Source organism: Porifericola rhodea (assembly GCF_030506305.1).
In the GTDB taxonomy this organism is placed as follows: domain Bacteria; phylum Bacteroidota; class Bacteroidia; order Cytophagales; family Cyclobacteriaceae; genus Catalinimonas; species Catalinimonas rhodea.
The window spans coordinates 3,060,178-3,073,702 of sequence record NZ_CP119421.1 but is presented as its reverse complement, the minus strand read 5'-3'; the positions used below and the strand labels follow the sequence as shown (position 1 = coordinate 3,073,702).

General features: G+C 40.6%; 8 protein-coding genes. All 8 read right to left on the bottom strand.

The annotated features are described in order from the left end of the window. Nucleotides 1-2: 2 nt before the first annotated feature. The 8 genes from PZB74_RS12555 to PZB74_RS12520 all read right to left on the bottom strand — a co-directional run bounded on the left by PZB74_RS12555 (nucleotide 3) and on the right by PZB74_RS12520 (nucleotide 13,518). Nucleotides 3-1,592, bottom strand: a complete 1,590-nt coding sequence (locus PZB74_RS12555) for an FAD-dependent oxidoreductase (protein WP_302236491.1) — start codon at nucleotides 1,590-1,592, stop codon at nucleotides 3-5. Nucleotides 1,593-1,664: 72 nt separating this feature from the next. Then, nucleotides 1,665-4,481 (bottom strand): DUF3352 domain-containing protein, encoded by a 2,817-nt coding sequence (locus PZB74_RS12550; RefSeq protein ID WP_302236489.1) that lies wholly within the window; start codon nucleotides 4,479-4,481, stop codon nucleotides 1,665-1,667. A gap of 221 nt (nucleotides 4,482-4,702) precedes the next feature. Then, complete coding sequence (locus PZB74_RS12545; RefSeq protein ID WP_302236486.1) at nucleotides 4,703-6,214, bottom strand: sensor histidine kinase; 1,512 nt, start codon at nucleotides 6,212-6,214, stop codon at nucleotides 4,703-4,705. 178 nt (nucleotides 6,215-6,392) lie between these two features. Further along, nucleotides 6,393-6,938: a phosphoribosyltransferase family protein gene (locus PZB74_RS12540; RefSeq protein ID WP_302236485.1), complete on the bottom strand. Its 546-nt coding sequence runs from the start codon at nucleotides 6,936-6,938 to the stop codon at nucleotides 6,393-6,395. 137 nt (nucleotides 6,939-7,075) lie between these two features. Continuing rightward, nucleotides 7,076-7,570, bottom strand: coding sequence for an Lrp/AsnC family transcriptional regulator (locus tag PZB74_RS12535; protein ID WP_302236482.1), 495 nt, complete (start codon nucleotides 7,568-7,570; stop codon nucleotides 7,076-7,078). A 153-nt stretch (nucleotides 7,571-7,723) separates the two neighbouring features. Further along, nucleotides 7,724-11,281 carry a T9SS type A sorting domain-containing protein gene (locus tag PZB74_RS12530; RefSeq protein ID WP_302236480.1) on the bottom strand — a complete coding sequence of 1,186 codons (3,558 nt, stop codon included), beginning with the start codon at nucleotides 11,279-11,281 and terminating at the stop codon, nucleotides 7,724-7,726. A 49-nt stretch (nucleotides 11,282-11,330) separates the two neighbouring features. Then, on the bottom strand, nucleotides 11,331-12,422 hold the full coding sequence (locus PZB74_RS12525; protein WP_302236478.1) for a glycosyltransferase family 9 protein: 1,092 nt from the start codon (nucleotides 12,420-12,422) through the stop codon (nucleotides 11,331-11,333). Then, nucleotides 12,409-13,518, bottom strand: coding sequence for a polysaccharide pyruvyl transferase family protein (locus PZB74_RS12520; RefSeq protein ID WP_302236476.1), 1,110 nt, complete (start codon nucleotides 13,516-13,518; stop codon nucleotides 12,409-12,411). The genes PZB74_RS12525 and PZB74_RS12520 overlap by 14 nt, the downstream gene beginning before the upstream one ends. Between the last annotated feature and the right edge of the window lie 7 nt (nucleotides 13,519-13,525).

The following is a 13,525-nucleotide window of genomic DNA, read 5'->3' as shown; positions in this document are numbered from 1 at the left end:
GCCTATACCTCCAACTGAAAAAAATAGGACTCTAGTTTAAAGTCTGGGTTCTTTAAACTTGCAGCTACTGGCATATGGTCAATGCGTATCAGCTCTTCTATTATGACCATTTCTTTATCTCTGTTCAGCCCCAAAGCAGCTTTAACTGCTCCATCTTTTACGTAGTAAGCGATGAACTCCTGATCTTCTATATTTCCATCATAGATAATGTCATCAAAATCTTTAACATGACCTACGTACCTGATTTTTATACCTTGCTGCCCTGTCCAAAAGAAGGGCACGCTATCATATACTTCAGGTTTACCAGCCATATTGTAACCGGCAATACGTCCATGCTGGCAAGCTACGCGCCAGTGCTCAATACGCTTCTTTTCTCCTTTGTACTGAAAATGAGCTATATCACCCGCCGCATATACATCTTTTGCTGCCTGAAAGTGTTCATCAACGGTAACTCCACCATCTTCTTCCAGACTTAGGCCTTTTACAAATTGTGTAGCAGGCTTTACTCCTATCCCAATCAGTACTAATTCTGCCGGCAGGCTATCGCCATTATCCAGAACTACGGAGCTTACTTTTTGTGTCCCTTTAAATTCGGTTACTTTACTATTAAGCTGAAAATTAATACCATTACTCTTGTGCAAGTCCTGAATCATCTGACCTACTTCCTGCCCCCAGACTTTGGCAAAGGGAATTTCATCAGGAGAGACCACCGTTACCTCACATCCCAGTTCACTCAAGCTCCAGGCCCCTTCCATACCAATAAAGGAAGCACCCAATACTATTGCTTTTTTGATCTTGTTTTGTTTTACAAGCTCTTTAATCTGCTTGCTATCTTTCATGGAGCGGAGCGTAAATATATTGTCTAACTCCACACCCGGTATGTCCGGAGCAGTGGCTTTACCCCCTGTAGCCAGCAATACTTTATCGTAATGTATTGTATCTCCATTAGATAACAGAGCTTCTTTTTTATCTACATCCAGCTCATCCACTTTAACACCATGCATTATCTCAATATCGTGCTCCTGATAAAATTCAGGCGGCCGCAAAGGCATCCAATCGTCAGGAGCATCATCCTGAAGATAAGCTTTACTGCAATTTACACGGTCGTAAGGTGTTTCGTCTTCTGGGGTGATCATTAATATTTTTCCGTTAAACCCCTCAGTACGCATTGCTTCTGCCGCGTACTGAGCAGCAGTACCGCCTCCTACTATTAAGTACAGTTTCTGGTTTGCCTGGTCTCTGTTTTGCATTTGGGGAGTACGTTGTGTGGCGGCATCTTCCGGTACAGTTACATATACCTCTTCTCCGTCTACACTTACAGCGAAACTTGGAAGGCTGTCGCAGCCAGGCGGCTCTATGTGGTCTCCGTTTGTTACATCAAAACAGGCATGGTGCCAGGGGCATACCACACGTTTGCCATGAAGTGCCCCATCTATCAGGGGTGCGCCATAATGGGTACAATGGGCGGCGGTGGCAAAAAAATCATCTTTGTAGCGAGCAAGTAAAATTTCAGTATCTCCTACATTTACCTGCTTCATTTCACCTGGAGCCAAATCGCTGACCTGGGCTACCTTAGCTTGTTGAAGTGTCATATGCTGGTATTCATTTAGTTTAAAACCGTACTAAAGCAACCAGCAAGTAGACAAACAGTTTAGCCCCGCTCGCTACTTTGAAAAAGAGAGAATTGAAAACTCATTCTCAAAGTTTCTAAAGACCTGAAAACGATTGTCATTGTCATAATACAGTATGCCCACCGGAAACCTACTCTCTATAGGACGGTCCTTAATGAGCATGCCCTGACGGGTAAAAAGGTAGGTAAATTCCTGCACCTTATCCGTGACTGCAAAAACTTCATTGCCCGCTCCAAAGTCGTAATACTGCACCTGAAGCATATCTGAGTCCATTGCCGCAGAGCTCATATAATTTTTCTCAAAAAGGAGTTTGCCAGTACGGTCAAGTATGCCAAAAAGTTGTTCATCCTGCCTCACTATAATGAAAGTTTTGCCAAGCGCATCTGCACTAATCTTAAACCGGGTTTGCGGCGTAGGACGATACAGCTGTTCTCTTTTTGTAATGTTACCCTGTAGGTTAAATGAAATTATCTCTCCTTCCTGGCTAACAGTAGTCAGCACTGTATTGCTCACCTTACTACCCATATCTGTAAAAGCTTCGCTTTGCAGGGGCTTGTCTAGCTGAATGGGAAAGCCAGCATAAGGCTGTCCCCGGCGGTTAAGCCCGTAGATATCGCCATTCTGCTGCATCACTATAATGAAGTCTTTGTTACCTACCCGAGTATGGAAAGGCGCAGAAGCCAATGCACTGTTGATGGTAGGGTTAGGATTCCAGCCTTCAAGGTTTTCTCGGTCTTTATTATACATCCATAGTCTGCCTTCGGTGTCGCTGATCAGGAAACGATAGTTTTTACTGTTGTCATAATCTATCAGGCTCAAATGCTTGACCTTTACGCCTTCTGGCATATAAGAGGGGTAGCCGGAAACATAGGAGCCGGTGCGATCTATCAGATGAATAGCACTATCTGTGGCAAATAGATATTGTAGCTTTCCGTTTTTAAAGTAATCTACCTGATACACTTCTCCTATAATATCTCCTGGCAAGGAGTCTTTCCAAATGATGGAGCCATCAAGCTCTGCCAGATAAATTTGCTTTGCCTCATCCTGAAAAAGTACTTCCAGTGTTTGGTTGGTATGATCTCGCACAACATAAGGCTTGGTTTGGATAGTAGCATCTACAAAAAGGCGGCTTACATCGCTAAACTGCCCCGAAGTACGGCTAGCCGTAGACACAGGACTATAGCTAATAGCCAGGCTGGTATAAAAATCATCTTCAGTATGGCTGAACTGTACTGCCATCCGGTTAAAACTCTTGAGTACTTCGCTGTGTTGATTGGAAAAACTCTTCCATTTTGGTGAAAGGTGCTCCTGAAAAAGCTTCCAGCTACGAGAGGTATTAAAAAACACACTCACATTAGATTTGTCCAGAGCTGATTCTAAGAACCTTACCTCCTGTATAGATTTATCCCAGGTGTTTTCCGCTTCATGGTCAGCTATCAGCCTTTTAAGCGCACGGATACTATTGGCAAAGATGACGTAACGATCCGTAATCAGGTAAAAGCATTGATCAAAACCCAAAGCTACCGGCCCTACCAGAGCGGCAGGAAACTCTTTATAACTGATCTCACTAATCTCGTATCCGGCGTATTTTTCTGAATAGCCTATTCCTTCTGCTTCTTCTCTTAGTTTAGCTTCTACCATGCGGAGGTTAACACGGGCCTGAGCCGTATCCTGCGTTTCCATAACCATTACCTTATCGGGTGAGGAGGGGTCTATAGATTCCAGTACCATGAGCCCCATTTCTCCCTTAAACCACTCAGTAGCACTTTTCAGGTTTACTCCGTGGAAAGATGAGAGGTTCTTCCTGTAACTCTGAGTTTGTCGGCTAAGCTTATCATCACTTTTACTCTGCTGCTCATATAATTTTTGCAACCAGGCCGAACCACCCTGGGTACCAAAATGATAAAGCACAGCTGTGCGCTCTGGCACGTAATTGTACATATTTACCGTCTGAGGCTCTTCTTCTTTAAAAGTACTTAACCATACTGGTACAGAAGCGCCCTGGCTGGCCTTGCCACCCTCTGCCTGAGGCTCCTCTACTTTACTAAAACCATTCAGGAGCAACTGATTATCGTTCAGGTTAACATCCAAAAAGATTGTGCTACTCAAACGTGCTAATGGTTGTAGATAAGGCAGCACATCATTAGTAGTAAATACAGAAAGTAATAAGGGAAGTTTTTCTGTATTGAGATAGAGGTTTCCTTCGTCATCTGCCAACTTAGGTACTCCTTCCATAGAACTATTGTGGAAAAGAAAGCTATAGTCTGTAAACTTTGTCTCTATGTTTCTAACTACATCTTCTATTAGAAAGGGAGTGAAGCTGCCTACAAAAATATTTCGGTAATATATGTAAGAGAACTGCGCATTGGTACGGGTATCGGTAAGCTCATTTATTCTAAAGCCATTAAAAGTACGGCTGTCCTTTTTAATATAATCCTGTTGCTCAAAACGTCTTAAGGCCTGTGTAAGTCCATTATGCTCCTGTGTAGAATTTACCTTAAAGTAATAACTGAAGTCAAAAGCATCTTTGGAAATAACATGGGTAGCAATAAGAATTTGCTTAGCCGTAAAAAATTGTTTGACATTAGCCAGGCTATCCATTAACGCTACCTGTGTTTTCATCTGCTGAAAAGCATCAATGCTTTGCAAGTTAGAATTAAGGGTGCTTTCCTGAAATTTCTCCCAGTTGGCAGGGAGTTGGGTAGTTTCATATACCAGTGCGGCACTCTCCGGCACCATAGACCAGAGAGGGATTTCTTCGTCCTCCTGCCATCTACGCTCCAGCACAAATAAAACTACACCCAGCACAAGTAGTACTGCAATAACTAATAAGACTCTGCTTTTCTTCAATTTACCTGTTTACATTAAAAATTGAAAAGAACAAACTTAGGATAAAACGATGAGAAATTCTTTTTTATTCCTAAGAAGGCTGCTCAATCTTACCCATGCAAAGTTTGGGTAGACGGAGCACTAAATTTATGAGCAAAGATTGGTTGTAAGTATAGCCAAATGAATCTGATGGCTAAGGCTTATGATGCAAAAATCAGGCAGAAAAGCAAGCTTAACATAGATTAAGCGCCGAGATAACGATTAGGAATTTTTAGTTTAAAGGTTGTTCCCTGGTCAAAGGTAGAGTCTACCTGAATGTCTCCTTCCAGCTTATCCAGCGCATCTTTAACAATATAAAGCCCCAGGCCTGAACCTTCGCTTTGCTCAGAAGCACGGTAAAACATATCAAAAATGTGTGAGAGCTTCTCTTCAGGTATTCCTTCACCATTATCTTCTATCTCTATATGAGCAGCTTCATGGTCTACCCAAATGCGGATATCTATGAAAGAACGCTGCAAATAATACCGGCGGTATTTGATGGCATTAGAAATAATATTGTTAAGAACGATACGTATGCGAGTTAGATCTGCTACAAAGGGCACGGGCTGGCTTACCTTAGTCGTTATCTCAAGGTTTTTGGTGTTACCTACGTGGTAGTAGTTGGAAACTGCCAGATTAACCTCCACCATAAAGTTAATCTTTACCAGCGGATTTTTTGTACGGTTATTTCTGGAAATACTAAGAAGGTCTACCACCAAGGTGTCTAGTCTTTTGATGCTCCCTTCTATAAGATCTACACAGCGTTTACGTTGCTCCTTGTTTGTTTCAGACTTTAGAATGCTGAGCATTCCTAAAACAGTCCTTAGAGGTGCTCTTAGATCATGAGATGCGTGGTAGACAAAGTTGTCCAGATCAAAGTTAACCTTCTGTAACTCCTGTATAGACTGTTCCTGCTCCGAGATGTCCATAATAAGCACAAAGAGGTCGTTGCCCCTCAAGCTGGCGCTCAAATGCCAGTACACATTCTCTTCCGGAGAGCAGATAAAGTGCTCTACCTGCTCCTGACTTCTTAACTTTTCTGTCAATGAGTGCCAGGCACTTTGCCCTATTATCTCACTCAGCTCTACTGTTGGCTTTTTCTGTTTAAGCTTGCTAAGCAACTGCTGAGTCTTAATATTGAGGTATGCTAGTTTGCCTCCGGCATTTGCGATAAGCACCGCAGAGGGTACCTGATCTAGCAGCTCCAGTTGTTCCCATTCTGTATAGGAAGGCCCATCCAGCACTAATAAGGTACCAACTATATTAGAGGGCTTTTTATTTTCGTCATATACCAGGGCTGTTTTTATGAGAAGTGAAATATTACGCTGATCCGTACTTTTTTCGGGCATATGTACGATCATTTGCTCCCTTTCCTGCTTTGCCTTGCTCATGCGCCAAAACATACGCTTTACTCTGAAACGTTGTTCAGGCACGATCAAATCTAATAGTTGACTGAAGTCTTTTTCTACAGCTACACTTTCCCCTACTACCTTTTGCCACGGAAATCTAAGGTAAAACTCTTTAGTGCCTATTTTCCACTCAAATAAGCCAGTATGATTTGCATTTAACACCTCTTCTTGCAGATGTAGCTTTTCGGCCAGGGCAAACTTCTCCTTCTTAAGCCTGGCTATAGCATCTTCAAGCTGCTGCTTTTCGTTCAGTAACTTATCAAGCTGTTGCTTACGATCAATATCAGAACTGGGGCTCCGTGACATTTAGTTTTGTCTATAAAAGGGGCTCTTTATTATGTAACAAAAATAAGTTTTTATTTTATTAACGTAATAATCATTACATGATAATTACACAATAATATGCTAAAAAATCAGTAGTTAATAAACAAAGGTAAGGTTTTATCCCTTATCGCATTTTTTGGAGCCAGACATAATCTTTTTGCTATTTAAGATAGACGGCATCTCTTTCTCCATCTAATATTACCTCTATGTGCTCTTCAAGGGTTGTAGCCAGTTCGTAACCCGTATAATTAGCCACTACCGGAAATTTGCTATGGCTTCTGTTGACCAGCACGGCAATTTCCATTTGCTGTATAGGCCGATCCAGAAATGGTCGCATGCTGTAGGCTAACGTTCTTCCGGTATTAAGCACATCGTCTATCAAAACAATACGCTGACCATCTAACTGTTCTAACGAACAATCTAGTTCTACCTTACATTGCTCATGTGTAAATTTTTCCAGATGAATTTTTACCAATTGCAATTTACGTTCTGTAGAGACAGGTTTAAATTTGAAGTGACTGATTTCGTTAAGTGCGGTGCCAATACGTTCTGCCAAAGCAAAGCCACGGTCCACTATGCCTGCCAGAATTAATGATTGAGCCTCATAGTTGCGCTCATAGACTTCATAAGCTATACGTCTGATTTTTTGCTGTATCTCGTCTGCTCCCAAAATAATGCGGGGAGTGGTATTCTGCTCTTGTGTCATGTTAAGTAATATTAATTGCGGATGCTACCTTAATAGCTACAACAAGTCTAATTTAATATACACTTAAATCAAAAACCCCAGGTCTGATATCAAAAATTTGTCAAACCTGGGGTTGTAAAATACTTTATAGGAATGTGTTATATTTTTAGCTTTTCGTCTTCGGGCACAGGAAGGGTCTTGCTGTCTTTAAAGGTAGAAAGTATAACTAAAGACTGAAGACTATCAACTACGGGCACTTCATTTACTTTATCTAGCATTAACTGCTGGTAAGAAGCGATATCCTTAGCGATAACACGAAGAATAAAATCGCTTGAACCTGTAACGTGATGACACTCTATTACTTCATCAATTTTGTTGATGGCATTGATAAAGGTCTTGATACTTTCTTTATCGTGTCCGGTGAGTTTAATTTGTACAAAGGTGCTGATGCCTAACCCAATTTTGGAGGTATTTAGTTTGGCATGGTAGCTATCTATAACTCCTGATTGCTCTAATTTCTTTACGCGCTCTAAGGTAGGCGCCGGTGATAAGCCTATCTCTTTAGAGAGTTGAGCGTTGGTGATCTTAGCATTGCGCTGTAATATCTCCAGAATCTTCCTATCTACCTTATCTAATTTAGGACTTGCTGTCATTTTTTATGATATCATTTAACTCGAAAAAAATTGCTGCAAAGATAGGCGGTTACAATCATTTTACTAAACATTACCGAACTTTATTAAAGTAATTTGTCAAAATTAAAAATAATATAGCTTTAATTTAAAATCAAAGCAAGTAATATTCAGCACCTAAGGATTTACTACCAGCCTATGTACTTTTGAATAAGTCAGGTAATCTACCTGTAACAGATAATAACCTGAAACCATGGTAGACACATCAAGAGTAAACGTATTCAACCCTGTTTTAGTGTTACTAAAAGTCAGATTTTGTAAAGTTTCTCCCTGTATTGTCATCAGTTTAATGTCTACATTTTCCTGTTGAGGCAATACTAAGTCAACCTGAATCTTATCCTTTGAAGGATTAGGATACGGAGAAATGACAGTAAAGTTGTTTTCTAAGCTGGTACAGTAGCGATTATTGGCTAAATTTTCTTCTTCAGGATGGTTTTCCAGGGTAGCACAAACATATTTGAGATCAATATTTCGGCTTTGCTGAGTAGATACTGAAAAGTCTAACGGAAAGTTAACTACCTCGCCCGGGCCTAGTTCCCTGTCAAAAATTTTACTAATATTTAATACCTGATCCAGTGAGATATCAATACTAAATTGACCAGCCTTTAGAGTTCCATTATTTCTAATAGTAAGTAGCATAATTATGCCTGGGTCGCCCTCTTCAGATAATACACTTACTCTTTCCAGTTGCAGGTCACTTACTGGCTCTACAACATTTATGGTTTGCGTACTAATATCTGAGCAACCTAAGGTATTGCTCACTTCCAGGCTAACTGTATAGGTGCCCGGCTGGGTAAAGGTGAAAGTAGTATCTTTTTGCTGGGCGCTAGCCAGATCTCCAAACTGCCATCTATATGAGTCAGAAGAGGCTTCAGATGTATTACTTACAAAGTTTACAGTAAGTGGAGCACCACCGTATGTAACATCTGTACTAAAGTCAGCATTAGGCTGAGCGGCTATAACTACTTCTTTCTCTACCGTATAACTGCAAGCTTCTGCTGTTTCTAATGTAAGGCTTACTTTGTAGGTTCCTTCTTCATCAAAAATGAAAGCAGGGTTTTCTTCAAAACTTGCTCCTTCTCCCCCAAAATTCCACTGATAACTTGTCACTTCTACACCTTCATGCTGACTTAAGTTAGTAAAGATTACTTCGCTTCCCGCACACTTAGGTTCAAACGCAAAGTCTGCCTCTGGCACTTCTTTTACAGTAATATTCTGGGTTACTGATGCATTGCATGCTGAGTTAGAAAAAACTGTTAGCGAAACCTGATATGTACCTGGCTCGTCAAATGTGTATGAGGGATTAGCAATCACAAAATTTTCTCCATTGATAGTCCACAACCATTCAGTGACTTTCTCCCCATTAGTACTGGTAGAGGCATCCGCAAACTGGATAGTGAAGGGTTCCGTTTCTGAAGGACAAAGTTGTTGATTGGTAAAACTGGCTTGTACTGCAGGCTCTACTACAATTTCTTTTTTGATAGTATCCTGGCAGCCAGCACTGGTTAGTACGACTAGAGTAGCCTCGTACAGGCCTGGCACATCATAAGTATACTGAGGATTACGTGCCTTGCTGCTTCCTTCCCCATCGCCAAAGATCCAGTCCCAGGCCACAATGTTAGAATTAATACCCGTAGTACTTTCATCGACAAACTGTGTAGGGGCTCCAGCACAGGCAATATCTGCCGAGAAGTCTGCTGCGGGTCTTGAATAAACAGTAAGTGTTTTGGTCAGTGAAGTTTCGCAAGCTGAAGCATTACTTACCTCCAGAACAGCGAGATAAGTGCCAGCAGAATCATAAGTGTATACAGGATTATCTTTAGTAATACTGCTAAAGCTTCCGCCATCGCCAAAGCTCCATTGATAAGCAGTTATATTATCACCACTGGTAAGATTTTCAAAGGTAACTTCTTCTCCCTGGCATATTTGTGGGGACGTACTGAAGTCTACTACTGGTCCCTGTACTACTGTAAAAGTTGTATCGTACGTATTTGAGCACCCGGGTATTGTGGTAGTAAGAGAGACAGTTTTAGTACCACCGGTGGTAAAGGTAAAAACTGGATTAGCATCTGTAGACGATCCTTCACCATTAAAACTCCATTCATAAGTGATTACATCGGAGGCACCTTTGATATCAGACAGGTTAGTAAACTGCACTGCACCATTGGTACATACGACGCTCTGATCTACAGTAAACTTAGGCGCTGGTGGTTCATAGATGGTCACTTCTTTCGTAAGACGATTTCCACATCCGTCTGGAGTTTCAACCTCGAGGGTGACTTCGTAGGTGCCGGCAGCCGGAAAGTTATAATTTACGGTATCTCCTGTCTCCACATCACCATCAATGCTCCAGTTGTAAGATACAATCATCGCCTCTCCGGCTTGGCCAATAAGTTGTATAGGTCCTCCAATACACTGCTTATCTAATACAATATCGATTTCAGGCGCTACAGTCTCTAGAACCTGAAGGGAGTCGGTCGTGCTAGATACAACTCCATTTCCATTGATGGTTTCTATGTTAACATACTGCTTTCCGGCATTAGTATAATAAATACCTTCAGGTTGTTGCAGTTTAGAATAAGCTAAAGATGCATCACAAGACTGAGGAAAATCCACTTGAAATAAACTACCATTCTTATCATTGATAACATATCCGAACCAACTGCCCTCACTCTTTCCAAAAGCAAGATCATACCCTACGCCAAACCCACTTCCAACTTGGTCTATATTTTCACTCGTCACTTGATTACTGATGCTACTTCCTAAAACTGCTCGATAAAGTTGCCCGCTGGTAGTATTGACAAGTGCTATATACTCTCCATTTTCCTGAATAAGTTGAAGTCCAGCCGGTTTATCGCTGCCAAATAAACTACTACCAATCTCCTGAACTAAAGCAGGCTCACTGTAAGGACTATTTCCAAAATGAACTCTAAATAGTTTTCTATTATTAAGTGAGGCCGCAAACCCATACCATTCACCACACACATTTACGATCTCTAAATCCATTAAAGTACTAAAACCGCTTAGTGTGCTAGTTTCAAAGCGATCTCCTGTCCCAGGTTTAGTGGTCAGGTCTTCGGGAATATGAACTACTGATAGTTTAGCATTTGTATTTGTAACAATAGCTATGACACTATCTGGCGTATTGACTACTTCAAGGAAGGAATTCCCCCCCCCAATATTATCTACCCACTCTTCACTACTTGGTTCTCCAGACAGGCTTTCACCAAAATTTAGTAATACAAGGTTATTACTACCCCAATTATGTACAAGGGCATACCAAGCGCTGTTTCGATAAAACAACTGAATTGAGGCAGGCTGATCAAGAAGTGTGTTAACATTTCCAAGATTCTCTATGGCAGTCGGTGGACTTTGCAATCCATCACCGAAATAAAACCGTATCACAGAATTATTGTCTCGGCTGGTAGCCAGACCATACCACCCTTCTTTACCCTTGGCTATTGCTAACCCTAGAGACCGTTGTGATTGGGGTAATGTAGCTACCTGAAAGGTGTTAGCTGGCTCCATCAGAATATCACCTGGACAAAAGTCCCAAGAATATTCTAAGTTGGCTTGTGACACACCAACATCAAAAGGTTCCCCAATACATACTGTCTCACTAGACATACTAATTTCCAGATCTAGGCACTGAGCATACACCGTATTAGGAAACATACTAATTAAGCCAACAATCGAAGAAAGAACATAGATTCTTATTTGTTGCCTAAAGACTAAACTTCTGAAACGATTTAAACACATCCAATACACTAATTTGATTTATATCTTCCTGAGACCCCATATAATATTCAGAAACCAGACCTTCGTAGTCGAACAAAATTCTTTTTGCTATAACCGGTGGATATAGTGTGGTAATATTCCCGTCATTTTTTACTGAATAAGGATTGAACCTGCCAAAATGATTCCCATTTGATAAGCATATTGCGTTTGTACCCACAGCTGCTGCAATATGAATAGGGCTACTTTCATTAGCAATCACCATTTTAGCAGAGGCAATCAGATCAATCAGTTCTATTAATGTAGTTTTACCACACCTGTCGTATATTTTGTTATTAGTTTTAGTGTAATTAAAAATTTGTGTACTTAATTCACAATCTGCTTTACCTCCACATAAAACTATTGAAATATCATATTCACTCAGGATCTGGTAGCATAACTCAGCAAAATTCAGGGCTGACCATTGTCTAAAACGGGCTCCTGCACCGGGGCAAACCACAATTGTATTTGAACGTCTACTATCTTGCTGTATAATTGGTCTAGTATATCTATCACAATTTTCATTCAGTAATTCTTCAAAGAAGATATGATTTTTGTTCCACTCAAACTGCTGCTGATCCGTTTGACCAATCATATGTGTATAATATGAATCACCTATTTGCTTTTTATCATTGGGCATATTTTGATCATCGCCTTTACTACCAATTTTTATAGTAGCCCGCACTCTCTTTACCAGGTCGTCTTCAATATAAAACCGTCTTGAGTGGGTAGGGCAAATAAGTTCATCATACGGGCGAGCCATCAACAGCCAATAACAGTAAAACCGATATGTCCTACTGGTAGAAAATTTGTGAACATTCACCCACAAGAAAGAGTCTACATACTGACTGTCGTAATGCTGAGCAATACTCTTCCATAACTCATTTCCACACAACGTTATGTGATAATCTTGATACCGCCCAGACTCACGAATAGCCAATAGATAATTTCTAAAAAGCACATAATCACCAATAGCATCAAGCTTAATAATCAGCAGCTTTTTTCTTCTATGTTTCACTATATCAATTCTACGATGCATCATCCTCCAAGACACTCATATAATCATTAAATGCTGCTTTTTTAATTTCACTAAACTGTTCTTTGTAATCCTTCCTTCTTTGTAGGAAAGTATTGTAAGTTTCCAATAACACTTCTGCTGTTGCATCCTCAACAAAGATTGCAGTATTTCCGATTTCAGTAGCCATTCTAGCACGAGTATCAGCACCAACAATCAGACTGGGTTTACCATAACTGGATAACTGATAGGATGCATGAATTCTATTCATAAACCCAAACTTAGCTCGTGAATAAAACTTCATATAGTCTAAGTAATTCTCAGAAAAAAATATTTCAGCCTGTGGATCTAGATCCTTTGCCTCTTGAATTTCTTTTTGATTATGGCAGGAAAAAACAACTTTCTCCTTTTGTTTGAGTATCTGATAAAACTTCTTGAACTCTCGTTGCCATTTTGAGAAATCAATAGACTGCCCAAAAGAAAAATGGCCTCCCCCTGACATATAATTTAACACCACATATTCACTTCCACAGTCTTTTAATGCATACTCATCGGCAGCAAATATAGAAGAGCAAGGAATAAGCTGAGCCTTTAAGCCCAACTGTTTTAGAACATCCTGTGCTAGTTTATCACGAACGGTAGTTGCTTGGCACAACGAATGAAACTCTTTAATATAATCACACACTTTAGGTGAATTAAGAAACTCAGTACCGTCAGAGTTGTAAGTTTGACAGGCCCCCGCTGCTAAATTATAGAGCGCTCCAGATTGTTTCTTCCGATATCGCCATTTTATCAGGGGGTCATACCATTCATTACCTTTTACACAATCAGTAATTCCTTCGTGGTACCAGTAAACAGGTGCGCCACTCTGTACGACGATATCAGCTGATAATATTTTGTCAGTTGTGATCCACAGAGGCAACCGTCTATCCCAACGCTCTGACTGCCGTAGAGAGCGCACTTTTTCAAACCCGTTACGGGAGGTAATAGGCGAGTGCTTATGAATATTGGCAAATTCTATTGCTCTTCCCTCAAATCGCTTCCGCAACAGGAACTTGAGCCCTTCTCTTATGAAATCGTCTCCCACATTATGGTTGACGGTAGTTATAAACGAAATTTTCATTTTAAAG

Bases quoted from the DNA above. Each gene is read 5' to 3' on its own strand.
- PZB74_RS12555 (WP_302236491.1), bottom strand. From the start codon at position 1,592: ATGACACTTCAACAAGCTAAGGTAGCCCAGGTCAGCGATTTGGCTCCA.
- PZB74_RS12545 (WP_302236486.1), bottom strand. From the start codon at position 6,214: ATGTCACGGAGCCCCAGTTCTGATATTGATCGTAAGCAACAGCTTGAT.
- PZB74_RS12540 (WP_302236485.1), bottom strand. From the start codon at position 6,938: ATGACACAAGAGCAGAATACCACTCCCCGCATTATTTTGGGAGCAGAC.
- PZB74_RS12535 (WP_302236482.1), bottom strand. From the start codon at position 7,570: ATGACAGCAAGTCCTAAATTAGATAAGGTAGATAGGAAGATTCTGGAG.
- PZB74_RS12530 (WP_302236480.1), bottom strand. From the start codon at position 11,281: ATGTTTCCTAATACGGTGTATGCTCAGTGCCTAGATCTGGAAATTAGT.
- PZB74_RS12525 (WP_302236478.1), bottom strand. From the start codon at position 12,422: ATGATGCATCGTAGAATTGATATAGTGAAACATAGAAGAAAAAAGCTG.
- PZB74_RS12520 (WP_302236476.1), bottom strand. From the start codon at position 13,518: ATGAAAATTTCGTTTATAACTACCGTCAACCATAATGTGGGAGACGAT.